At 67.2% G+C, this 22,405-nt stretch carries 24 protein-coding genes and 2 pseudogenes; 13 read left to right on the top strand and 13 right to left on the bottom strand.

Annotation, left to right across the window (positions count from 1 at the left end; translation table 11 throughout):
• The first annotated feature begins 35 nt into the window (after nt 1-35).
• A complete protein-coding gene (locus ACGI6K_RS20025) occupies nt 36-917 on the top strand; it encodes a LysR family transcriptional regulator (RefSeq protein WP_376944610.1) in 882 nt (293 codons plus the stop codon).
• On the opposite strand, the pseudogene ACGI6K_RS20020 reads toward ACGI6K_RS20025, so the two are convergent.
• The 3 genes and pseudogenes from ACGI6K_RS20020 to ACGI6K_RS20010 all read right to left on the bottom strand — a co-directional run bounded on the left by ACGI6K_RS20020 (nt 914) and on the right by ACGI6K_RS20010 (nt 3,969).
• Nucleotides 914-2,092: pseudogene (locus tag ACGI6K_RS20020) on the bottom strand (AAA family ATPase). The gene ACGI6K_RS20025 and the pseudogene ACGI6K_RS20020 sit on opposite strands and share 4 nt — an antisense overlap.
• A 73-nt stretch (nt 2,093-2,165) precedes the next feature.
• Nucleotides 2,166-3,662: a YifB family Mg chelatase-like AAA ATPase gene (locus ACGI6K_RS20015; protein ID WP_376944608.1), complete on the bottom strand. Its 1,497-nt coding sequence runs from the start codon at nt 3,660-3,662 to the stop codon at nt 2,166-2,168.
• 31 nt (nt 3,663-3,693) lie between these two features.
• Nucleotides 3,694-3,969 carry an accessory factor UbiK family protein gene (locus ACGI6K_RS20010; RefSeq protein WP_376944606.1) on the bottom strand — a complete coding sequence of 92 codons (276 nt, stop codon included), beginning with the start codon at nt 3,967-3,969 and terminating at the stop codon, nt 3,694-3,696.
• Nucleotides 3,970-4,333: 364 nt separating this feature from the next.
• Between ACGI6K_RS20010 and glnK the strand changes: the two genes are divergently transcribed.
• The 4 genes from glnK to sutA all read left to right on the top strand — a co-directional run bounded on the left by glnK (nt 4,334) and on the right by sutA (nt 7,041).
• Entirely contained in the window at nt 4,334-4,672 is a 339-nt protein-coding gene (glnK, locus tag ACGI6K_RS20005) for a P-II family nitrogen regulator (protein WP_012703245.1), read from the top strand.
• 32 nt (nt 4,673-4,704) lie between these two features.
• Nucleotides 4,705-6,021, top strand: a complete 1,317-nt coding sequence (locus tag ACGI6K_RS20000) for an ammonium transporter (RefSeq protein ID WP_376944603.1) — start codon at nt 4,705-4,707, stop codon at nt 6,019-6,021.
• Nucleotides 6,022-6,170: 149 nt separating this feature from the next.
• Nucleotides 6,171-6,596, top strand: a complete 426-nt coding sequence (locus ACGI6K_RS19995; protein WP_376944601.1) for a secondary thiamine-phosphate synthase enzyme YjbQ — start codon at nt 6,171-6,173, stop codon at nt 6,594-6,596.
• Between the two features lie 124 nt (nt 6,597-6,720).
• Nucleotides 6,721-7,041, top strand: coding sequence for a transcriptional regulator SutA (gene sutA / locus ACGI6K_RS19990; protein WP_376944599.1), 321 nt, complete (start codon nt 6,721-6,723; stop codon nt 7,039-7,041).
• A 66-nt stretch (nt 7,042-7,107) separates the two neighbouring features.
• Here the strand turns inward: sutA and ACGI6K_RS19985 are convergent.
• The 7 genes and pseudogenes from ACGI6K_RS19985 to lptM all read right to left on the bottom strand — a co-directional run bounded on the left by ACGI6K_RS19985 (nt 7,108) and on the right by lptM (nt 12,508).
• Nucleotides 7,108-7,875: pseudogene (locus tag ACGI6K_RS19985) on the bottom strand (lysostaphin resistance A-like protein).
• A gap of 45 nt (nt 7,876-7,920) precedes the next feature.
• Entirely contained in the window at nt 7,921-8,622 is a 702-nt protein-coding gene (locus ACGI6K_RS19980) for an HAD family hydrolase (protein ID WP_376944597.1), read from the bottom strand.
• Nucleotides 8,619-9,518, bottom strand: coding sequence for a tyrosine recombinase XerC (xerC, locus tag ACGI6K_RS19975; protein ID WP_376944595.1), 900 nt, complete (start codon nt 9,516-9,518; stop codon nt 8,619-8,621). The genes ACGI6K_RS19980 and xerC overlap by 4 nt, the downstream gene beginning before the upstream one ends.
• A gap of 3 nt (nt 9,519-9,521) precedes the next feature.
• Nucleotides 9,522-10,217 carry a DUF484 family protein gene (locus ACGI6K_RS19970; RefSeq protein WP_376944593.1) on the bottom strand — a complete coding sequence of 232 codons (696 nt, stop codon included), beginning with the start codon at nt 10,215-10,217 and terminating at the stop codon, nt 9,522-9,524.
• Nucleotides 10,218-10,230: 13 nt separating this feature from the next.
• Complete coding sequence (dapF, locus tag ACGI6K_RS19965; protein ID WP_376944591.1) at nt 10,231-11,061, bottom strand: diaminopimelate epimerase; 831 nt, start codon at nt 11,059-11,061, stop codon at nt 10,231-10,233.
• A gap of 13 nt (nt 11,062-11,074) precedes the next feature.
• Nucleotides 11,075-12,322 carry a diaminopimelate decarboxylase gene (lysA, locus tag ACGI6K_RS19960; protein WP_376944589.1) on the bottom strand — a complete coding sequence of 416 codons (1,248 nt, stop codon included), beginning with the start codon at nt 12,320-12,322 and terminating at the stop codon, nt 11,075-11,077.
• Between the two features lie 51 nt (nt 12,323-12,373).
• A complete protein-coding gene (gene lptM, locus ACGI6K_RS19955) occupies nt 12,374-12,508 on the bottom strand; it encodes an LPS translocon maturation chaperone LptM (RefSeq protein ID WP_012703235.1) in 135 nt (44 codons plus the stop codon).
• Nucleotides 12,509-12,670: 162 nt separating this feature from the next.
• Here lptM and cyaY point away from each other — a divergent pair, with 162 nt between their 5' ends.
• Complete coding sequence (cyaY, locus tag ACGI6K_RS19950) at nt 12,671-13,003, top strand: iron donor protein CyaY (RefSeq protein WP_376944586.1); 333 nt, start codon at nt 12,671-12,673, stop codon at nt 13,001-13,003.
• A 3-nt stretch (nt 13,004-13,006) separates the two neighbouring features.
• Here cyaY and ACGI6K_RS19945 read toward each other — a convergent pair whose 3' ends face one another.
• A complete protein-coding gene (locus tag ACGI6K_RS19945; RefSeq protein WP_376944584.1) occupies nt 13,007-13,249 on the bottom strand; it encodes a TIGR02647 family protein in 243 nt (80 codons plus the stop codon).
• 65 nt (nt 13,250-13,314) lie between these two features.
• Nucleotides 13,315-13,599 carry a hypothetical protein gene (locus tag ACGI6K_RS19940; RefSeq protein ID WP_376944582.1) on the bottom strand — a complete coding sequence of 95 codons (285 nt, stop codon included), beginning with the start codon at nt 13,597-13,599 and terminating at the stop codon, nt 13,315-13,317.
• A 255-nt stretch (nt 13,600-13,854) separates the two neighbouring features.
• On the opposite strand from ACGI6K_RS19940, the gene ACGI6K_RS19935 reads away from it, so the two are divergent.
• Nucleotides 13,855-14,829 (top strand): magnesium transporter CorA family protein, encoded by a 975-nt coding sequence (locus ACGI6K_RS19935; protein ID WP_376944580.1) that lies wholly within the window; start codon nt 13,855-13,857, stop codon nt 14,827-14,829.
• Between the two features lie 37 nt (nt 14,830-14,866).
• Here the strand turns inward: ACGI6K_RS19935 and argH are convergent, their stop codons facing one another.
• Nucleotides 14,867-16,261, bottom strand: a complete 1,395-nt coding sequence (gene argH, locus ACGI6K_RS19930) for an argininosuccinate lyase (protein WP_376944578.1) — start codon at nt 16,259-16,261, stop codon at nt 14,867-14,869.
• 446 nt (nt 16,262-16,707) lie between these two features.
• Here argH and ACGI6K_RS19925 point away from each other — a divergent pair, with 446 nt between their 5' ends.
• The 6 genes from ACGI6K_RS19925 to ACGI6K_RS19900 all read left to right on the top strand — a co-directional run bounded on the left by ACGI6K_RS19925 (nt 16,708) and on the right by ACGI6K_RS19900 (nt 22,324).
• The gene (locus ACGI6K_RS19925; RefSeq protein ID WP_376944576.1) at nt 16,708-17,463 is read left to right on the top strand and encodes a LytR/AlgR family response regulator transcription factor; all 756 of its coding nucleotides are present in this window, start codon (nt 16,708-16,710) and stop codon (nt 17,461-17,463) included.
• Between the two features lie 151 nt (nt 17,464-17,614).
• On the top strand, nt 17,615-18,553 hold the full coding sequence (hemC, locus tag ACGI6K_RS19920) for a hydroxymethylbilane synthase (RefSeq protein ID WP_376944574.1): 939 nt from the start codon (nt 17,615-17,617) through the stop codon (nt 18,551-18,553).
• Nucleotides 18,550-19,338: a uroporphyrinogen-III synthase gene (locus ACGI6K_RS19915; RefSeq protein WP_376944572.1), complete on the top strand. Its 789-nt coding sequence runs from the start codon at nt 18,550-18,552 to the stop codon at nt 19,336-19,338. The genes hemC and ACGI6K_RS19915 overlap by 4 nt, the downstream gene beginning before the upstream one ends.
• 16 nt (nt 19,339-19,354) lie before the next feature.
• Nucleotides 19,355-20,470: a uroporphyrinogen-III C-methyltransferase gene (locus ACGI6K_RS19910; RefSeq protein WP_376944570.1), complete on the top strand. Its 1,116-nt coding sequence runs from the start codon at nt 19,355-19,357 to the stop codon at nt 20,468-20,470.
• Nucleotides 20,467-21,699 carry a heme biosynthesis HemY N-terminal domain-containing protein gene (locus ACGI6K_RS19905; protein ID WP_376944568.1) on the top strand — a complete coding sequence of 411 codons (1,233 nt, stop codon included), beginning with the start codon at nt 20,467-20,469 and terminating at the stop codon, nt 21,697-21,699. The genes ACGI6K_RS19910 and ACGI6K_RS19905 overlap by 4 nt, the downstream gene beginning before the upstream one ends.
• A 133-nt stretch (nt 21,700-21,832) precedes the next feature.
• Nucleotides 21,833-22,324: a disulfide bond formation protein B gene (locus tag ACGI6K_RS19900; protein ID WP_376944566.1), complete on the top strand. Its 492-nt coding sequence runs from the start codon at nt 21,833-21,835 to the stop codon at nt 22,322-22,324.
• The last annotated feature ends 81 nt before the right edge of the window (nt 22,325-22,405 follow it).

Raw genomic sequence — 22,405 nt, 5'->3', positions numbered from 1 at the left:
CCGAAAAGCGTTAAGTCGTCCACCTGGGAGGGACAATGAACCAGCTCGAAGACATGCGCCTGTTCGTCGCCGTGGTGGACGGCGGCAGTTTCACCTCCGCGGCCGAGGCGCTGGGGCTATCCAAGCAGTTCGTCAGCCGCCGGCTGATGGGCCTGGAGGCGCGCCTCGGCGCGCGTCTGCTCAACCGTTCGACCCGCCGGCTCGCCGTCACTCCGCTGGGCGCGCTCTACTGCGAGCGGGTCCGGCGGATTCTCGACGACGTGGCGGAGGCCGAGCAGGCCATCCTGCAGCAGCGGGCGACGCCGCGCGGCACGCTACGTCTGTCGGCGCCCATGTCCTTCGGCACCCTGCACCTGAGTCACTTGCTACCGGGTTTTCTCGAGCGCTATCCCGAAGTCGCCGTCGAGCTGGAGCTGAGCGACCGGCGCACCGACCTGCTTGAAGAGGGCTACGACATGGCGGTGCGCATCGGCGAATTGGCCGATTCCACGCTGATCGCCCGCGCCCTGGCTCCGCTGCGGATGGTCACCTGCGCCAGCCCCGCCTATCTCCAACGGCGTGGCGCGCCGCAGACGCCGGAAGCACTGCGCGAGCACGATTGCCTGCTCTACGGTCATGGCAAGCTGGTGCTCTGGACCTACTGGCGCGACGGCCGGCCCGAGCGCGTCGAGGTGCATGGCCGTTACCGGGTCAACAACGGCGAACTGGTACGCGACGCCGCCCTGGCCGGGCTGGGCCTGGCCTGGCTGCCGACCTTCATCGTCGGCCCGGAGCTGGCCGCCGGCACGCTGCTGCCGGTGCTCGAAGCCTTCCAGGGGCCGCCGGCGAAGGTCTATGCGGTCTACCCGCAGCACCGTCAGACCTCGGCGCTGATTCGCGCCTTCACCGACTATCTGTACGAAGCCCTGAATCGTTAGCGACCGGGCCAGTGCCAGGCCGGGGCGTCGAGAAGACGCTGGCCGGCGACGCGGGTTTCGCCGCCATCCTTTTCCAGCCACAGGGCATTACATTCGGGATAGCGCTCCAGGGCGGCGATCAGCCGGGGCGCGTGGGATACCCCCAGGACCTGGGGGTATGTCCGGCGAGCCTGGCGATCAAACGGGCGAGGGCGGGCAGCAGGTCCGGGTGCAGGCTGGTTCCCAGCTCGTTGAGGACCATCAGCGCCGGTGGCCGGGCGCTGAGCAGGGCAACGATCCACAGCAGATAGCGCAGGGTTCCGTCGGACAGCTCCGCCGTCTGCAATGGCCGCAGCATGCCGGGCTGCTGCATGACCAGAGTGAAGCGGCCCTGTTGCTGGGCGACTTCCACCTGTGCACCGGGAAAGGCATCCGCCACCGCGTCGTCCAGCGCCGCAGGGTCGCCGATCTCGCGGATGGTCTGCTAGGCCGCCGCCAGGTCGGCGCCATCGCGGGGTATGGGTGCCGATCCACGACTGGCGCGCCGGCGCATCCGCGTCGCTGCGGAAATGATCGTAGAAACGCCAGCCGCGCAGCCGTTCGCGCAGCTCGAACAGCTCCGGCGCGCTCGGTGGATGGGCGAAGGCCGTGAACAGGCTGTCGAAAGCCGGCAGGTGTTCCAGCAATACCCGCCAGGCGCCGCGTTCGTCGCGTCCGCGCAGCAGCGCGCCGCTGCGCTCCACCAGCAGCGCCGCCGGACGCGCCACGGGGCCGGCCCAGATGCATTCGCGCTTGATCCGCGGGTCCAGGGCGAAGGCGCTTTTCGGCCGTGCCCGGCTTTCGCCCGCTTGTGGCGTGGGCAGGCCCAGGTCGATGCAGTAGCCGAAGTCCTCGCTGGCAAAGCCCAGGCGCAGACTCACTGGCTTCTGGCGTACCGTCCCTTCCAGCGCCTGCCGGTTCCGGGGCGCGTCCCGGCCGATCCGTTCCGGTCCGGCCCAGAGCGTGGCCGGCAGGCCGCCTTCGCGGGCCAGCGAGGCCACCAGCTTGCCCTGCGCCGCCTCGGCCAGCAGTCGCAACGCGCGGTAGAGGTTGGACTTGCCGCTGCCATTGGCCCTGGTGATCAGCGTGAGACGGCCGAGCGGCACGATCAGCTCGCGCAGCGAGCGATAGTTGGCGACGGCCAGTGTGGTGAGCATGGCGGGTTCCCTGTGCGCATGGCTTGGTGGATTCGGGAGGCGTCCAGTGGCGTGGAATGGCGCGCTCGCAGTTTCAGGCATGCGCCGCCGGCCGGTATTGCAGCGCTTCGGCCAGGTGGGCGCGGGCGATGCTCGGCAGCGCCTCCAGATCGGCCAGGGTGCGTGCCACCTTGAGGACGCGGTGGGCGGCGCGCAGCGACAGGCCGAGGCGTTCGCAGGCGCGTTCCAGCCACTGGCGGTCTTCGTCGCTCAGTGCACAGTGCTGGTGCAGCCCGGGCAGGTCGAGGAAGGCATTGGGGCAGCCCTGGCGGGCCAGTTGCAGGTTGCGCGCCAACGCCACCTGGGCGGCGGCGCCGGCGCTGTCCGGGCCGTCCAGGCGCGGCGCGCCCAGGGCGGTGGTCTCGCGGGCGACGCCGACGTGCAGGTCGATGCGGTCGAGCAGCGGGCCGGACAGCTTGGCGCGGTAACGCTGGATCTGTTCCGGGGTGCAGCGACAACGGCCGGCGGGGTCGCCCAGATAGCCGCAGGGACAGGGGTTCATCGCCGCCACCAACTGGAAGCGCGCCGGAAAGCGCACCTTATCGCTGGCCCGGGCGATAACGATTTCGCCGCTTTCCAGAGGCTCGCGCAGCACCTCCAGCACCTTGCGGTCGAATTCGGGCAATTCGTCGAGAAACAGCACGCCCCGGTGCGCCAGGGTGATTTCGCCGGGGCGCGGCCGGCTGCCGCCGCCGACCAGCGCCGGTCCCGAGGCGCTATGATGGGGCTGGCGGAACGGCCGCTGCGGCCAGGCGGAGAGCGGCGCGCTACCGGCCACCGAATGGATCGCCGCCACCTCCAGCGCCTCGCGTTCGTCCAAAGGCGGCAGCAGGCCCGGCAGACGGCTGGCCAGCAAGGTCTTGCCGGTTCCGGGCGGACCGCTCAACAGGAGATTGTGAGCTCCTGCCGCCGCCACCAGCAGGGCGCGCTTGGCCGCGGCCTGGCCCTGCACCTCGGCGAGGTCGGGGTAGGGGCGCGTCTGTCGCAGCAGGCCGCTGGACCGGTAGGGCGCGAGCGGGGTCCGGCCGTTCAGGTGGGCGGCCAGTTCCAGCAGGTGGTCGATCGCCAGCACGTTCAGACCCGACGCCAGGCTGGCCTCTTCGGCGTTCGCCCGCGGCACCACCAGGGTGCGTCCGGCGGCGTGCGCGGCCAGCGCGGCGGGCAGCACGCCCCGAACCGGGCGCAGGCCGCCGGAGAGGGCCAGTTCGCCCAGGCATTCCAGGCCGTCCAGAGACCCCGCGGGCAATTGCTCGCTGGCGGCGAGGATGCCGAGGGCGATGGCCAGGTCGAAGCGTCCGCCGTCCTTGGGCAGGTCGGCGGGCGCCAGGTTGAGGGTGATGCGCCGTGCCGGGAAATCGAAGCCGGAAGTGAGGATGGCGCTGCGCACGCGATCCTTGCTCTCGCGGACCGCGGTTTCCGGCAGGCCGACCAGGGTCAACGCCGGCAAACCGTTGGCCAGGTGCGCCTCCACGGTGACGGCGGGCGCCTCGACGCCTACCTGGGCACGGCTGTGGACGATGGCCAGGGACATGGATCTCTCCTTGATCGCATTCCCCGCGCGGTCAGGTCGCGGGCGGGGTGGGCGGCTGTTCGCCCAGGCGCGTCTCGAGTTCGGCGACCTTGGCTTCCAGCGCTTCCAGACGGGCACGGGTACGGGCGAGGACTGCCATCTGGCTGTCGAACTCCTCCCGGCTGACCAGATCGAGCTTGCTGAAGGCGCTCTGCAGCAAGGCCTTGAGCTGGGCTTCGAGTTCCCAGGGCGGGAGCGGCCTCTCGCCGCCGAGCAGGCGGGAGGCATGGGTGCTGAGGGTGTCGAACAGGGCTTTGGGCGGCAGCATGGTGCGGTTCCGGAATCAGTCGGCCGTTAGTGTAACACGGGCCGTCGACAGGGCTGTCGGGCCGTGTGCGCACGGTTTTCGTGCGGGGCAGCACATGCTCGTGCGTCGGGTGGGTGCGACATCTTTTCGCGCCTTATCCAGCGAAAGATCCATAACCACGTCGACAATAGGGGTTTTGGCCGTTTGTCGATGGCGGTATGATTTTTGCCTTTGCAAACACATGGCACTCCAAGGCCTTGGCCAGACACGGATGCCGTCGAGCGGGCCGGTCAGAGGCGGTCACGCGAAAGCCGAACACTGCGCTTAAACTTGAATCGGGATCGTTTATTCCTGGGGCAAGTCCACTTACACGGAGATATGTTTCATGAAGCTAGTCACTGCCATCATCAAGCCGTTCAAGCTGGACGACGTACGCGAATCGCTGTCGGAGATTGGGGTGCAGGGCATCACCGTTACCGAGGTCAAGGGGTTCGGCCGGCAGAAGGGCCATACCGAACTGTACCGGGGTGCGGAATACGTAGTCGACTTTCTGCCCAAGGTGAAGATCGATGTGGCCATCGAGGACAGTCAGCTCGACCATGTCATCGAGGCCATCACCAAGGCCGCTAACACCGGCAAGATCGGTGACGGCAAGATTTTCGTCGTCAATCTGGAACAAGCCATCCGCATCCGTACCGGCGAAACCGGCACCGACGCGATCTGATCCCACGATCCCCCGCCTCAGGAGAATAATCAATGACGCTGCGCAAAGGCGCAGGGCTTGCTGCCCTTTCTTTCCTCTTTCTGCCCGTCATGGCCAGCGCCCAGGAGGCTACGTTGGATTCGGGCGATACCGCCTGGATGCTGACCGCCACGGCGCTGGTGCTGTTCATGACCATTCCCGGCCTGGCGCTGTTCTACGGCGGTATGGTGCGTTCGAAGAACCTGCTCTCGGTGATGATGCAATGCTTCGCCATCACCGGCCTGATCAGCGTGCTCTGGGTCCTGTTCGGCTATAGCCTGGCCTTCGACACCGCCGGCATGGAGGAGGGGGTGCTCAACTTCAGTTCTTTCGTCGGCGGTCTGGACAAGGCTTTTCTCAGTGGCCTGACCACCGACAGTTTGGTCGGCACCTTTCCCGAAAGCGTCTTCATCACCTTCCAGATGACCTTCGCCATCATCACTCCGGCGCTGATCACCGGTGCCTTCGCCGAGCGCATGAAGTTCTCGTCGATGCTGGTGTTCATGTCGGCCTGGTTCCTGCTGGTCTACGCACCGATCGCCCATATGGTCTGGAGCGGCGACGGCGCGCTGATGTGGGACTGGGGCGTGCTCGACTTCGCCGGCGGCACCGTGGTGCACATCAACGCCGGTGTCGCCGGCCTGGTCGCCTGTCTGGTGCTGGGCAAGCGCGAGGGCTACCCTGGAGTCGGCATGACCCCGCACAACCTCGGCTACACCTTGGTCGGCGCGGCCATGCTCTGGGTCGGCTGGTTCGGTTTCAACGCCGGCTCGGCGATCGCTGCCAACGGCACCGCTGGCATGGCCATGCTGGTGACCCAGATCGCCACCGCCGCCGCCGCGCTGGCCTGGATGGCCGCCGAGTGGCTAGCCCACGGCAAGCCGAGTGCCTTGGGTATCGCCTCCGGCGTGGTCGCCGGCCTGGTGGCCATCACCCCGGCCGCCGGTACCGTTGGCCCGATGGGCGCCCTGGTGATCGGCCTGGCTTCCGGCGCGATCTGCTTCTACTGCGCCACTGCCGTGAAGCGCCGCTTCGGCTATGACGATTCTCTCGACGCCTTTGGCGTGCACGGTGTCGGCGGCATCGTCGGCGCGGTGCTGACCGGCCTGTTCGCGGCTCCGGCCCTGGGCGGTTTCGGCGAAATCGACAGTATCGCCAGCCAACTGTGGATCCAGATCAAGGGCGTGCTCTTCACCGTGATCTACACCGGTGTCGCCACCTTCGTGATCCTTAAGGCGATCGAGCGGGTGATAGGCCTGCGCGTCAACCAGGAGGAAGAAACCGTGGGTCTTGACCTCTCCCTGCACGACGAGCGCGGTTACAACCTCTGAGTATCGGGAGGGCGGCTAGCCGGCCGCCGTTCCCGTCGCGGCCTCGCTCTCATCCAGGGGGCAGGCCGTCAAAAGGGCGCCTCGGGCGCCCTTTGCTTTTTTCTGTGCCGCGCTAGAATTCCCGCGGCACGATTCAGGAGCTGAGGCGGATGTGGCAACAGGCGACCGTCATTCTGCGGGCACGGCCACGCGGTTTCCATCTGGTGACCGAGGAGATCCTCGTCGGTCTGCCGGAGCTGGCCTCCTGCCGGGTCGGACTGCTGCACCTCTGGCTGCAGCACACCTCGGCCTCGTTGACGATCAATGAGAATGCCGATGCGGCGGTGCGGCGCGATTTCGAGCGCTTCTTCAACCATCTGGTGCCCCAGGGCGAGGGCGGCTACGAGCATGACTACGAGGGGCCGGACGATCTGCCGGCGCACTTCAAGGCCAGCCTGCTCGGCTGTCAATTGCTCCTGCCGGTGACGGCCGGGCGTCTCGCGCTGGGGACCTGGCAGGGAATTTATCTCGGCGAGCACCGCGATCAGGGTGGTGCCCGTCGTGTCCTGGCCACGCTGCAGGGCCGGGGGAACTGATTTTTTCGGCGGGGCTCTCAGAGCAGGGATCGCCTATCAGATTTGCAACGTCCGTGGCCCAGGGTCCAGGCGATCGCTGGCGGGACTGTAACCAACCTGCTGTACCCAAGTCATGAGGTCGAACATGAGCGATGAAGAACTAGAACAGGAAGAACTGGAGGCGGGAGAGGAGGACGAAGGCGAAGAGCTGAGTGCCGCCGACGAAGCGGCTGACGAGGAAGGCGACGGTAGCGATCGGGTGGCGGCTTCCGGCAAGAAGTCCAAGAATGTGCCGGAAGCCGAAGAAATGCCCAGCATCGAGGCCAAGCAGAAGGACCGCGAAGCGCTGGCGAGAGCCATAGAGGAATTCCTGGCACGCGGCGGCAAGGTGCAGGAGGTCGAGCCGAATGTGGTCGCCGACCCACCGAAGAAGCCCGACAACAAGTATGGCAGTCGCCCCATCTGAGCCTCTCGGCCGGTTGGCGGCGCAAGGGCGGCCCGGGAGCAATCCCCGGCCGCCTTTTTCATGTCCTCAGTCCAGGCGCAACGGGTAGCTGAGCAGCAGGATGTGCATTAGGTTGACTGCTCCGTGCAGCAGCACGGCCGTACCGAGCCGTCCGGAGCAGTGTACGACCCCACCGTAGCCGAGCCCTGCCACGCCGGCGAGCAGGGCGAACGGCAAGCCGAAGGGCGCATGGGCCAAGCCGAAGAGGATAGCGCCCAGCGCGATGCCCCAGGCCGGGCCGAAACGCCGTACCAGAGCGCCCTGCAGCAGACCGCGGAACAGCAGTTCCTCGGTCGGTACCGTCACGCCGAGGTTCACCGCCAGCCAGACCGGTAACTCGGCGGGCCATTTCGGCTGCCAGGCGACCAGGCCGATGGCCAGGGCCAAAGCCGGTACGCCGAGCAGAGTCGCCAGGGCGCAGACCCAGGCTCGGCGCGTTTGCGTCCCGGCGCGGCAACGCCCGGCGGACTCCGCCCACCACTAGCCGAGCAGGGTGGCGCCGAGCAGCAGTTTGTCCCGTGACAGGCGCATGCCGTAGGGCGGCGCATCGGGGCTGAATCGAGGGGGTTCGGCGAGCCACAGCGGTGTGAAGCCGGGCAGCAGGTGGGCGGCCAGGGCCAGGCCGGCGAGCAGCGTACCGGCGAGCCAGGGACCCTGCGCCAGATGCTGCCGGGCCTGGAGCATGCAGGCGGCGAACGAGATGCCGACGAGCAAGCCGACGGGCTGGATGCCCCCGGCGAGGCTGCCGACGACCAGCACCAGAGCCGCTGGCAGCAGGCGGTAATGGCTGGGCACAGCCCTGGCGCGGGACACGCAGGCAGTGGGCCCGGGCACGGGCCGTCAGCCGGTCTGCCAGCGGCCGAGCAGCGCCGGCAGTTCCGCCAGGCTGGCGATCTGCGCATCCGGTGTTCCCGCCTGGCTCCAGGGCTTGCCGCCGGGGTTGTACCAGATCGCGCGCAGACCGGCGCGCTGGGCGCCCTGGATGTCGTCGTCGGGATGATCGCCGATGTGCACCGTTTCTTCGGCACTCGCTCCGCCGCGCCGCAGGGCCTCGCGGAAGGGCTGCGGGTCGGGCTTGCCGACGCCCAGATCCTCGGCGCAGAGGATGAAGTGGAAATAGTCGGCCAGACCCAGCCGGCGCACATCGGCATTGCCGTTGGTCAGCACGCCGAGGCGGTAGCGGTCGGCGAGGATTGCCAGGGTCGGCCGCGTCTCGGGGAAGAACTTGATGCGGTGGCGCGCGGCGAGGAAGGTCTCGAAGGCCAGTCCGGCCAGTTCGCGGGCTTCGGGCGCGGGATAGCCGGCCTCTTCCAGGGCATGTGAGAGCACGCGGCGGCGCAGTTCGCTGATGCGGTGCTTGAGCGACGGGTCGCCTTCGATCAGGCGGGTGCGGATCGGCCGTAGGTGTTCCACCGGCACCGCGCCGAGCAGCGGCGCATGGCGGCCCAGCCAGTCGCGCAGTTCGGCTTCGGCGCTTTCAATGACCGGAGCGAGGTTCCACAGGGTGTCGTCGAGGTCGAAGGTGATCAGGCGGATGCTCATGAGGTGTCGTCCTTGCGACGGCGTGCCCGTGGATGGGCCTGGTCGTAGACCGCCGCCAGGTGCTGGAAGTCAAGGTGGGTATAGATCTGGGTGGTAGCGATATCGGCATGGCCGAGCAGCTCCTGCACGGCGCGCAGATCCTGGGAGGACTCCAGCATGTGGCTGGCTAAGCTGTGGCGCAGCATGTGCGGATGCAGATGCTGGCCGAGTTCGCGCACGCCGGCCTGGCGTACCCGCAACTGTACGGCGCGTGGAGTCAGGCGGCGCCCCGTGCGGCCGACGAATAGGGCGCCGTCGGCCGGACGCGCCTGTGCCCGCAAGGACAGCCAGGCCCGCAGCGCCTCGCGCGCCTTGCTGCCGATCGGCAGGTCGCGGGCCTTGTTGCCCTTGCCGTGCACCCGCACCAGGCCGGCGGCCAGATCGAGGCGATCCAGATCCAGGCCGACCAGTTCCGAAAGGCGCAGGCCGGAAGAGTAGAAGAGTTCGAGCATGGCCTGGTCGCGGCGGGCGATGAAGTCGTCCTCGACGGCGCCGTCGAGCAATTGCTGGGTGCGGTCGGCGTCCAGTGTACGCGGCAGCCGACGCTCGCCTTTGGGCGGACTCAGGCCGGCTGCGGGATCGTGCCGGCAGCGGCCCTCGCGTAGTAGGTAGCGGTAGAAGCCGCGTAGCGCCGAGAGCAGGCGCGCCAGACTGCGGCTGGACTGCCCCTGCAGGTGCAGCTTGGCGATCAGCCGGCGCAGACGGCCGGCGTCCAGCGCACTCCAGGCATCCAGTCCTTCCCGTTCGCAATGGGCGCGAACTTTGGCGAGGTCGCGGCGGTAACCGTCGAGGGTATGCCGCGACACCTGGCGCTCGTTGCGCAGGTGGTCGAGGAAGGCGTCGAGATCGGCCTGCATGCCCTAACGGACCGGGCGCAGCGGGCTGTTGGCCAGGCGCGGCAGCAGTCGGGCGAGGACGTCGGCGATGTAGCCGAGAAAGAGGGTGCCGAGGCTGCTCTTGTAGTGCTGCGGATCGGGACTGCCGACCGCCAGCACGCCGTGCAGGCCCTGGTGGTCGAGGGCAGCCACGGCGGCCGAGCCGATCTGCGGGCGACGTTCCTCGCCGAACAAGAAGCCCAGTTCGTGGCTGCGCAGCACGCCGCACATCGGCTTGCCGCAGGCCAGCAGGCCGCCGATGATCTGCAGGGCGTCCTCGGTATCGACCCAGCGGCCGGCCGGGCTGGCGTTCTCGCCGAACAGGATCAGCCCGACGAAAGGAATCTGGAATTCGTGGCGCAGGCCGTCCTCGACCAGGCCGACTGCTTCTTCCAGGGTGGTCGCATCGAGCAGGTTGAGCACCAGGCGCCGGGTCTTCTCGAACAGGCGGTCGTTGTCGCGGGCCACGTCCATCAGTTGTCCCAGGCGTTCGCGCAATTCGTGGTTGCGTTCGCGCAGCAGTCTCAACTGGCGCTCCACCAGCGATACCGCCGCGCCGCTCGGATGGGGGACCTGCATTTCCATCAGCAGCTCTTCCCGTCCCTGGAAGAACCGCGGATTCCGGCGTAGGAATTCTGCGACGGCCGTGGCGTCGACGGGCTCTTGGAGCGGCTCACTCATTTTTGCTAGATCCTCATAGACGTACCTGGCCTTCGTATACGCGCACCGCCGGGCCGGTCATCATGACCGACTGGTCCGGGCCGGCCCAGGCGATGGACAGGCGGCCACCGGGCAGATCGACCAGCACCGGCGAATCCATCCAGCCCTGACGGATCGCCGCTACCGCCGCCGCACAGGCACCGGTGCCGCAGGCTTGGGTTTCGCCGGCGCCGCGCTCCCAGACGCGCAACCTGGCGTGCTGGCGGTCGACGACCTGGAGGAAACCCACGTTGACCCGCTGCGGAAAGCGCGGATGATGCTCCAGTTTAGGCCCCAACTCGTGCACCGGTGCGCTTTCGACGTTCTCCACCCGCAGCACCGCATGGGGGTTGCCCATGGACAGCGCGGCGAGTTCGACCTCGCGGCCGTCGACTTCGACTTGGTAGTCGAAGGCGGCGTTCTCCGCCTGAAAGGGGATTTCCTTCGGTTCGAGGCGTGGCGGGCCCATGTCGACGCAGACCTGACCGTCCGGGCGGACGTCCAGTTCGATGACGCCGCTCCTGGTTTCCACGCGAATGCGCTTCTTCACGGTCAGGCGCTTGTCGAGCACGAAGCGGGCGAAGCAGCGCGCGCCGTTGCCGCACTGTTCCACCTCCGAGCCGTCGGCGTTGAAGATACGGTAGCGGAAGTCCACATCCGGCCGGTTCGGCGGCTCGACGATCAGCAACTGGTCGAAGCCGATGCCGGTATGGCGGTCGCCCCACTGCTTGGCGTGTTTGGGCTGGATGTGCGCGTGCTGAGTGACCAGGTCTATGACCATGAAGTCGTTGCCGAGGCCGTGCATCTTGGTGAAGCGCAGCAGCATGCCTGCCTCCGTGTCAGTTGGGCAGCAGGCTTTCGCCGGCATAGAGATCCTCGATGGTTTCGCGGCGGCGAATCAGATGCATCCGCTCTCCGTCCACCAGCACCTCGGCGGCACGGCCGCGGGTGTTGTAGTTGGAGCTCATGACGAAGCCGTAGGCACCGGCCGAGCGCACGGCCAGCAAATCGCCTTCGATCAGGGCCAGCTCGCGGTCCTTGGCGAGGAAGTCGCCGGTCTCGCAGACCGGTCCGACCAGGTCGTAGCTGCAGATTTCGCCGCCGTGGGGGGTGACCGGAACCACATCCATCCAGGCCTGGTAGAGGGCCGGGCGGATCAGGTCATTCATCGCCGCGTCGATCACCGCGAAGTCTTTGTGCTCGGTGTGCTTGAGGTATTCCACGCGGGTCAGCAGCACGCCGGCGTTGGCGACGATCGAGCGGCCGGGTTCGAACACCAAGGCCAGCGCGCGGCCTTCGATGCGTTCGCGCACCGCGGCGATATAGTCGCCGGGCGCCGGCGGCTGCTCGTCGCGGTAGCGCACGCCGAGGCCGCCGCCGAGGTCCAGATGGCGGATGACGATACCGCGCGTGGCCAGGCGGTCGACCAGCAGCAGCAGGCGGTCCAGGGTGTCGAGGAAGGGCGAGAGAGTAGTCAGTTGCGAGCCGATATGGCAATCGATGCCGAGCACTTCCAGGTTGGGCAGCTCGGCGGCGCGGGCATAGACTTCCTCGGCCTGCTCGATGTCGATGCCGAATTTGTTTTCCTTGAGTCCAGTGGAAATGTAGGGATGGGTCTGGGCGTCCACGTCCGGGTTGACGCGCAGCGACACCGGCGCCTTCACGCCGAGTTCGGCGGCGATTTCCTGCAGGCGCTCCAGCTCCACGTCGGACTCGACGTTGAAGCAGTGCACGCCGACCTCTAGGGCGCGACGCATGTCCTCGCGGGTCTTGCCGACCCCGGAGAACACCACCCTGGCCGGATCGCCGCCGGCGGCCAGCACGCGTTCCAGCTCGCCGCGGGAGACGATGTCGAAGCCGGCGCCGAGGCGCGCCAGGAGGTTCAGCACGGCGAGGTTGGAGTTGGCCTTGACCGCGAAGCAGACCAGGTGCGGCATGCCGGCCAGGGCATCGGCATAGGCGCGATAGCGCTCCTCGATATGGGCGCGGGAGTAGACGTAGGTGGGGGTGCCGAAGTGTGCGGCAATGGCGGACAGCGCCACGCCTTCCGCGAACAGCGTGCCGTCGCGGTAAATGAAGGGTTCCATGGGGGCCTCCTGGGGGGAAACTGTCCGGCGGCGTGGCAGCCGGGCAGTTTCCTAGAATTCGAAACGGTCTTTGCGGTGGCCGGCTTTCTTGTCGTCAGGAAGGTAGAGCGGGCCCTTCTGACCACAGCCGGCCAGGGGCGCGGCGAGTACGGCCAGCGCGAGAAGCGGGAGCAGCAGGCGCTTCATGACGGAAATCCTTGTGAACGCATAGTGCGCCGAAGTATACCGGCCCCTTGCCTATGCGCGAAGCCCCGCCGGACGGGCTCTGCGGAGCGCCGCCATCCTCGCCGCCGCGCGAATCGGCTATCGTTGCCGCCTCGAGCATCATCATTCAGACAGGGAACCAGCATGAGCCTTACCGAAGCCCGCTTTCATGAGCTGATCGACGACCTGCAACAGAATGTCGAAAACGTTTTCGAAGACAGCGACCTGGACATCGATCTGGAGAATTCCGCCGGCGTTCTGTCCGTTCGCTTCGAGAACGGCAGCCAGCTCATCCTCAGTCGTCAGGAGCCCCTGCGCCAGTTGTGGCTGGCGGCGCGCTCCGGCGGTTTCCACTTCGACTACGACGAAGCCAGAGGCCGCTGGATCTGCGATGCCAGCGGCGATTCTTTGGGCGAGTTGCTCGCCCGCGTCACCCTCGAGCAGATCGGCGAGGCGCTGGCGTTCCCCGAACTCTGACCGTCAACGCGGCCCAACCAGGATGGTCAGCAGGTTCTGCGCTTGTTCGGCGGCGTCCAGGCCCAGACTGGTCAGGTAGCCGCCATCGAGTCGGCTGAGCAGGCCCTTGTCGTGCAGCCGGCGAGCGGCGGCCACAATCTCCGGGGCGGCATCGTGGTGGACCTTGATACCTTCTTCCTGGGCATTGCCCAGGTTGAACAGGGCGAGGATTTCCAGTTCGGCGACCAGCGCTTGAGTGAAGACCATGGGCTACTCCGCGGGCAAGCCGTCGGCGACGGCGGTTCTTTCCAGTGTAGCGACCGCTACGCCGGTCAGCCGGCCGCCTCCGGTAGCTCCGGCAGCGCGCGCAGGGCCCGCTCGTACCAGGCGCCGTCGAAGGGCCGGTCCTCGCGCAGCATGGCGGCGATCTCGTGGGCCAGCACCAGAGCCATCAGATGAAGGCTCTCTTCCCGCTCGTAGCCGACCAGGGTCAGCTTGTTCAGGGTGGCCTTGGCGGCCGGCGGATCCTCCGCCTCGATCTGGTTTTCGATGGCCTCGATCAGGGTCTGCTCGGCGAAGGCTTCGTCGTCCATCGATTCTTGGGCTGGCTGGCGCATGGCTTCTCCCGCGGCGCTCGGGGCGCCGCTGTCTGGTTGGCGGAGGCGACGGTCGTCGTCGGCACCGTCGGTCTCGGTGTAACGTACGCGCCGCCCGGTCGACCGTCGGTCGGCAGGCGATCCAAGTGCGTCGGTGGTTCGCCCGTCGTCCATGGCGATGACGCCGTGGCGCGAATCGACTGTCGCATGATACCGCCTGGTGTTCGGTCGCGGTCGCCAAGCCTTTCTCCATGCCCCGGAACAGGACAACGTTGCATGATCACTTATTACCTGCTCGACACCGGTGGCCTGCGCCGGCTGCCGGCGGAAAATTTCCAGGCCTTGCCGCCGGGCGTTCTGTGGATCGACCTGCTGCAGCCCAGCCGCGAGGAGGAGCTGTTCCTCGAACGGCTGCTCGGGGTAGACATCCCGACTCCCGAGGAAATGGCGGAGATCGAGGATTCCTCGCGCTTTTACGAGAACGCCGGCGCCTTTTACATGACCGCGAGCCTGGTCAGCGGCATCAGCGAGGATCAGCCCGATATCGCCGAGGTGACCTTCGTTCTCGCCCGCCAGTGGCTGGTGACGGTGCGCTACGCCGAGCTGTCGGCATTCCGCACCTTCGTCGCCAAGAATCTGAACCGCCCAGGGCTGGGCTGCTGCAGCGAGATGCTGTTCGCGGCGTTGATCGACAGTATCGTCGATCGCATCGCCGACGTGCTGGAGCTGTTGCAGAAGCAACTGAACAGCCTGTCGCGGGCGATCTTCAGCGAGTCGGACGAGCGTCACCCGGAAAAGACCGACCTGCAGAAAGTGGTCAAGCAACTCGGGCGGCACAACGGCCTGCAGGCCAAGCTGGGCGAGAGCCTGCTGAGCATCGACCGGCAGATCAGCTATGTCCGCCAGGCCGGCAACGGCTGGCTGGACGAGTCGGCCCGAGGTTGGCTGAAGGCCGTCGAGCGCGACGTGCATTCCCTCAGTGAGTACCAGGCGAAGATGTCGGGGGAGAGTAGCTTCCTGCTCGAGGCCACCCTCGGGCTGATCAACATCGAGCAGAACAGCATCATCAAGGTGTTCTCCATCGCCGCGGTGCTGTTCCTACCGCCGACCCTGGTCGGCACCGTCTACGGCATGAACTTTCATCACATGCCGGAGCTGGAGTGGTATTTCGGCTACCCGCTGGCGCTGGGCATGATGATCGGTTCCGCCGTGCTGTCCTACGCCTGGTTCAAGTTCAAGGGTTGGCTGTAGCGCGGGCGATCCGGCCGCCCGCGCGATCGCCCGCGATTCAGCGCGCGGCCAGCAGGGCCCTGCCGCGGGCCACGGCGGCGCGCACCTGGGCCGGGGCGGTGCCGCCGATGTGGTCACGGGCGTTTACCGAGCCTTCTAGGGTCAGCACGGCGAACACGTCCTCGCCGATCTGCTCGCTGAACCGGCGCAACTCGTCCAGGCTCATCTCGGCCAGGTCCTTGCCGCTCTCCACGCCATACTTTACCGCATGGCCGACGATCTCGTGACAGTCGCGGAACGGCAGGCCCTTGCGCACCAAGTAGTCGGCTAGGTCGGTGGCGGTGGAAAAACCGCGACGGGCCGCCTCACGCATCGCCTCGACGCGCGGCTTGAGCGCCGGGACCATGTCGGCGAAGGCGCGCAGCGAGTCGCGCAGGGTATCGACGGCGTCGAACAGCGGCTCCTTGTCCTCCTGGTTGTCCTTGTTGTAGGCCAGCGGCTGGCCTTTCATCAGGGTCAACAGGCCGGTCAGATGGCCGAACACTCGGCCTGACTTGCCGCGCACCAGCTCGGGCACGTCCGGGTTCTTCTTCTGCGGCATGATCGAGGAGCCGGTGCAGAAGCGGTCGGGCAGCTCGATGAAGTTGAACTGCGCGGAGGTCCACAGCACCAGCTCTTCGGAGAAGCGCGACAGGTGCATCATGGCGAGCGACGCGGCGGCGCAGAATTCGATGGCGAAGTCGCGGTCCGACACGCCGTCCAGCGAGTTGCCGCCGACGGCCTCGAAGCCGAGCAGCCGGCAGGTGATCTCGCGCTGGATCGGGTAGGTGGTGCCGGCTAGGGCGGCGGAGCCGAGCGGCATGCGGTTGACCCGCTTGCGGCAGTCGACCAGGCGTTCGTGATCGCGCGCGAGCATCTCGAACCAGGCCAGCAGGTGATGGCCGAAGGTCACCGGCTGGGCGGTCTGCAGGTGGGTGAAGCCGGGCATGATCACCTCGGCATGACGCTCGGCCTGCTCCAGCAGGCCCTGCTGCAGGCGGGTGATCTCGTCGAGGATGGTGTCGATTTCGTCGCGTAGCCACAGGCGGATGTCGGTCGCCACCTGATCGTTGCGCGAGCGGCCGGTGTGCAGCTTCTTGCCGGTGATGCCGATGCGCTCGGTCAGGCGCGCCTCGATGTTCATGTGCACGTCTTCCAGATCGATGCGCCAGTCGAACTGTCCGGCCTCGATTTCGCTCTGGATCTGTTTCAAACCGTCGATGATCGCGTCGCGCTCGGCGGCGCTCAGCACGCCGGCCTGCTCCAGCATGCTGGCGTGGGCGATGGAGCCCATGATGTCGTGGCGATAAAGGCGCTTGTCGAAGTCGACGGAGGCGGTGAAACGGGCGACGAAGGCGTCGACCGGCTCGCTGAAGCGGCCGCCCCAGGACTGGTTGGTTTTCTCGGCGCTCATGGCGTTCTCTCGGCTGCTGCGCAGATACGGCCGGCCGCGGAGGCAGTCGGCGGGGGTGGATGGACAAGAGTGCGCGGATGATAGCAGGGTCCACGGGAAAACCCCGCAGGCTCGCCAGCCACACAGGGCAATCGCATGAAGCGCTCGCCTGATACCAGACTGGAAAGATTGTGTGATCCTTGGCATGGCTGCTTGCCGAGTAGCCGAAACAGGAAGTATCCAGCCCCTCGGCGAGCAGCCGATGCACCGGATTTGAAGACCAGGCCGGAACGACCAGGCACACAATCTTTCCAGTCCGGTATCGGAAAGACATTTCATGCGATTGCCCTGCCAGCCACATCGCTGCGGGCACGCGATGCAATTTCTCCCGGTGCGGACCGTGACGGCTGTCACTCCGGCTGTCTACGCTAATTGTTGTCTGGACTGATGCGGGAAGCCGAAGCAACATGAATGTTCTGATCGTCGACGACGACCCTCAGGCCAGGGAGCACCTCAGCCGTCTGGTGAGTGAGCTCGATGGCTATCGCGTACTCGAGCCTTCGGCCGGCAACGGCGAGGAAGCACTGACCCTGATCGACAGCTTAAAACCGGATATCGTGTTGCTGGATATCCGCATGCCTGGGCTGGATGGCCTGCAGGTGGCAGCCCGACTGTGCGAGCGCGAGGCTTCGCCAGCCCTGATCTTCTGCACGAGCGCCGACGAGTTCGCCGTGGCGGCGTTGCAGAATGGCGAAGTCGGCTATCTGCTCAAGCCGGTGCGCCAGGAGCCGTTGCGCGAGGCCCTGCAGAAGGCCCAGCGACCGACCCGTGCGCAACTGGCCGCGCTGACCCGTCCGCCGGCGACGGACGGCAATGTGCCGCGCACCCATATCAGCGCCCGTACCCGCCGGGGCATCGAACTGGTTCCGGTGGACAAAGCGATCTTCTTCATCGCCGACCACAAGTACGTGACCTTGCGTCACGAGAGTGGCGAAGTGCTACTGGACGAGCCGTTGAAGGCCCTGGAGGACGAGTTCGGCGACCGCTTCGTGCGCATCCATCGCAATGCGCTGGTCGCCCGCGACCGCATCGAGCGGCTGCAACGAACGCCGCTCGGGCATTTCCAGCTTTACCTGCGTGGCCTTGGCGACGCCGCGCTGACCGTGAGTCGACGGCACGTCGCCGGGGTGCGCAAGCTGATGCACAATCAACCGGCTTCCTGAGGCCGGCCGGGGGTTGCCGCCGTACCCCCTGCTAACCGTATTTACTACTATTCGGATAGGCCGCCAGGGCGGCATGTCGTCCGGGCGGGACTGCCCAGTTCGCGGCCCGATCCTGCTATCATCCGCGCCAATCTGTTGTCCTGGAATGCCCATGCCTCGCGAGATCCGCATAGCCACCCGCAAGAGTGCCTTGGCCCTGTGGCAGGCCGAATATGTCAAGGCGCGTCTGGAGCAGGCCCATCCGGGACTGACGGTCAGCCTGGTGCCGATGGTCAGCCGCGGCGACAAGCTGCTCGACGCGCCGCTGGCGAAGATCGGCGGCAAGGGTCTGTTCGTCAAGGAGCTGGAGACCGCCCTGCTGGAGAATGCGGCCGATATTGCCGTGCACTCGATGAAGGACGTGCCGATGGAGTTTCCCGAAGGGCTCGGCCTGTATTGCATCTGCGAGCGCGAGGACCCGCGCGACGCCTTTGTCTCCAATGCCTTCGCCAGCCTCGACGAACTGCCGGCCGGCAGCCTGGTCGGCACTTCCAGCCTACGCCGCCAGGCCCAGTTGCTGGCACGCCGGCCGGACCTGAAAATCCGGTTCCTGCGCGGCAACGTGAATACCCGCCTGGCCAAGCTGGACGCCGGCGAGTACGACGCCATCATCCTCGCCGCCGCCGGCCTGATCCGCCTCGGTTTCGAGGGACGCATCCGTTCCCGCATCGCCATCGCCGACAGCTTGCCGGCCGGCGGGCAGGGCGCGGTGGGTATCGAGTGTCGCAGCGCCGACCGGGAAATCCAGGCCCTGCTCGCCCCGCTCGACCACGCGCCGACCGCCCTGCGGGTCGGTGCCGAGCGTGCCTTGAACAAGCGCCTCAACGGTGGCTGCCAAGTGCCTATCGCCTGCTATGCCGAACTGGAGGACGGCCAGTTGTGGCTGCGTGGCCTGGTCGGCCAGCCGGATGGCCGCCTGCTGCTGCGCGCCGAGGCCCGTGCTCCCGCCGATGAAGCCGAGGTGCTCGGCGTGCGAGTGGCCGAGGCGTTGCTGGCCCAGGGCGCGCAGCGGATTCTGGCGGCGGTCTACGGCGAAGGCGAACGGCCGTGACGGCGCGACCAGATGCCGGCGGGTGGCGCCTGCTGCTCACCCGTCCGGCCGAGGAATGCGCCGTTCTGGCCGATTGCCTGAGCGAAGCGGGCATCCACAGCAGCAGCTTGCCGCTGCTGGCCATCGAGCCGCTGTCGGAAACTGCGGAACTGCGCAGCCTCTTTCTCGATCTCGACCGCTACAGCGCGGTGATCGTGGTCAGCAAGCCCGCCGCCCGCCTGGGGCTGGAGCTGCTCGACCGCTACTGGCCACAGCCGCCGGCCGATCAATGCTGGTTTGGCGTCGGCCGGGCAACCGGCGAGATTCTCGCCGATTACGGCCTGGCGGTCGCCTGGCCGACTGCCGGCGAGGACAGCGAAGCGCTACTGGCGCTGCCCGAACTGGCCGCGGCATTGGCCGTACCCCAGCCACGGGTGCTGATCCTGCGCGGGGAAGGCGGTCGCGAGCTCATCGCCGAATCGTTGCGCAGCCGGGGGCTGGCCGTCGATCATATCGAACTCTACCGGCGAACCCTGCCGGATTACCCGCCCGGCACCCTGCTCGAGCGGGTCCGCACGGAGCGCCTGAACGGCCTGCAGATCAGCAGCGGGCAGGGATTCGAGCATCTGCGCCAACTGGCGGCGGCTGACTGGCCGGCACTGCTTCGGATACCCTTGTTCGTGCCGAGCCCGCGGGTCGCCGAATTGGCCCGCGCGGCGGGATTCCAGACCGTCGTGAACTGCCATGGCGCCAGTGCCACCGCCTTGCTGGCCGCGCTTCAGGGCCGCCCAGCGCCGACCTTTTGACCCGAAGGATGTATACGTGAGCGAAGCAGCCCCCCCGAACATTCCCACGAACAATGATAAACAACCGCTCGCCGCGCCCGCCCCGACCAGCCAGCGTGGCGGCGGAGTCTCCAGCGCCGTGGCCGTCCTGGCCCTGCTGATCGGCGCTGGCGGCGCGGGTCTCGGCGGCTGGGGCCTCTGGCAGTTGCGCGAGATGCAGGCCGGCGAGCTGGCGCAGAACAGCCGCTTCGAGTCGGCGCTGAGCAGCCAGATGGATGCCCTGAGGCAGAGCGAGCGGAGCATCACCAGCCGCCTGTCGCAGTTCCCGGCGCGTTCCGAGCTGGAGGAGCACGAGCGCACCATGGCCATGCTCGAGAGCGGCCAGGAGAAGCTGGTCCAGCGCCTCGACAAGCTGACCGGCGCCAGCCGCGAGGACTGGCGGCTGGCCGAGGCCGAATACCTGCTGCGCCTGGCCAACCTGCGCCTGACGGCCATGCAGGACATCGGCAGCGCTCAGCGTCTGCTGGAGGCGGCCGACGGCATCCTCCGCGAACTGGATGATCCGGCTTCCTTCCCGGTGCGCCAGGTGCTGGCGCGCGGCCTCGAGTCCCTGCGCAGCCTGACGCCGCCAGACCGCATCGGCCTCTTCCTGAGCCTCGGCGCGCTGCGTGAGCAGGTCGCCCAGCTCAAGCCCCTAGCGCCCATCTACGAGCAGGAGCAGGCACCAGTCGTCGCCGACCGCTGGCAGCAGTGGTGGGAAAAGATCTCCCGCTTCGTGCGCGTCGATTTGCATGCCGATCAGGATATCCGCCCGCTGCTGGCCGGACAGAACCTGGCGCAGGTCCGCCTGACCCTGGCACTGGCCCTGGAACAGGCCCAGTGGGCGGTGTTGAACGCCTCTCCCGACATTTATCGGCAGGCGCTGCAGCAGGCTCAGGAGGTGCTGGCCGGCCAGTTCAATCCGGACCATCCGCAGAGCGCCGCTCTCGGCAAGCGCCTGACCGAACTCTCCAAGCAGCCGGTGGCGCAGCAGATGCCCGATCTGTCGCAGACCGTGAGTACTCTGCAGAACTACTTGCAGCGTCGCCAGGCGCAACGTGAGGAGGCCGAAGCTGCCGCGGCGGTGAAGAAGAAGGAGGGTGCCCGTCAATGAGCCGCCTCTATCTGCTCCTACTGGTGGTCATCGCCGGCGCCGTTCTGCTCGGCATGGCTATCGCCGAGCATCCGGGTTACGTGCTGTTCGCCTACCAGGGTTATCGGTTCGAATCCAGCCTCTGGGTTTTCCTCGGCCTGTTGCTGGTGGTGGTCGCCGCCTTCTTCGTTCTGCGCTGGGCGGTCGGCCTGATCGCCGCCTCGGCCGGCGTGGTGCTGCCCTGGTCGCAGCGCAACCGTAACCGGCGCGCCCGTCAGGCCGCCTTGCACGGCCAGCGCGATCTGGCCGAGGGCAACTGGCAGCAGGCGCTGCACAAGTTGACCCGCGCCGCGGCCACCGACCAGCAGCCGCTGGTGCATTACCTGGGGGCCGCCCGGGCGGCCAACGAACTGGGCGAGTACGCCCAGAGCGACGACCTGCTGCGCCAGGCCCGCGAGCGCGAGCCGAAGGCGGAGGTTGCCATCGGCCTGACCCAGGCCCGGCTGCTGATCGACCGCGGTGAATACCGTCAAGCGCTGAGCGTCCTGCAGCAATTGAACGAGGACCACCCCCAGCAACCCTATACCCTGAGCCTGCTGCAGAAGCTCTACGTCCAGTTGCAGGACTGGCCGGCGCTTTGCCGGCTGCTGCCTGTGCTGCGCAAGCGCCGGGTGCTGCCCGCCGACAAGCTGAACGAACTGGAGCATCTGGCCTGGACCGCGGCCCTGGAGCAGATTGGCAAGGGCGAGCTGAAGGAGGGCGAAACCGCCCGCGGTCTCGTGACCGGCTGCTGGAGCCAGATCCCCTCGTCGCTGCAGCACGACCCCGACCTGCTCTACGCCTACGCCACACGCCTGCGCGAGCTAAACGCCGAGGACGAGGCCGAGGCAGTCCTGCGGGCAGCCCTCAAGCAGCACTATGAGGGGCGTCTGGCCTACCTTTACGGCCAGGTGCGCAGCAGCGATCCGGCGCGACAACTGAATCTGGCTCACAGCCTGCTGGAGAAGCAGCCGAACGATCCGCTGCTGCTGTTGACCCTGGGTCGCCTGTCCCTGGTCAACGAGCAGTTCGACAAGGCGCGGGAGTACCTGGAGGCCAGCCTGGCCCTCAGCCGCAGCGCCGAGACTTGCGCCGAGCTGGCACGCCTGCTGGCCCAACTGGGTGAAACCGAGCACAGCAACCGCTTGTTCCAGGAAGGGTTGAAGCTCGAACGGGTTCCCGCCCTGCTGTCCGAGCCGGCCACCCCCTGAGGCTGGCTTTCTCCCCTTCGTGCGAGCCAATGCAGGGCTCGACACGAATCGAGCGTCCCGGAAGCTTTCGCGCCTTGAAAGCCCGGGGCGCTTTCCTCTAACGTAGCGCCCTTGTCTTCGACCCGGAGCAGCTATGAACCTGGCCAGTCCACGTTCTCTCTTCCTTCTCGCCTTTCTCGGTTGCGTCGCGTTGCTCGGTGGTGCGCTCTACCTGGAGCATGGTATCGGTCTGGAACCCTGTCCGCTGTGCATCGTACAGCGCATCTTCGTCATCCTCTTCGGTCTGATCTGTCTGGTCGCCGCCCTGCATGGTCCGGCACTGGACGGCCAGCGGCTGTACGCCGGCTTTGCCCTGCTCGCTGCGCTGGGCGGTGCGGCCACTGCCGGGCGCCAAGTTTGGCTGCAGAACATTCCGCCGGAGCAGTTGCCGTCCTGCCTGCCCAGTCTGGAATACATGCTCGAGGCCCTGCCATTCCAGGAGATCGTCCGCCAAGTCCTGCATGGGACGGCGGACTGCGCCGAGGTTAGCTGGACGCTGTTCGGCATGAGCCTGCCGGAGTGGAGCCTGCTGGCCTTCGTCGCGATGCTGCTGTTCGCCCTGCTCCAGTTGCTGCGCCGAGCTTGACCCTTCCCTGAATGCCGCTGTGGCGCTTCGAACAAGCGTATGAGCTTTCGTCGGCGCATGGCTTGTCGGTGTGGCGCGACA

This window comes from Azorhizophilus paspali (genome assembly GCF_043587585.2).
GTDB classification, from domain to species: Bacteria; Pseudomonadota; Gammaproteobacteria; order Pseudomonadales; family Pseudomonadaceae; genus Azotobacter; species Azotobacter paspali.
This window is presented reverse-complemented; position numbering and strand designations above follow the sequence as displayed.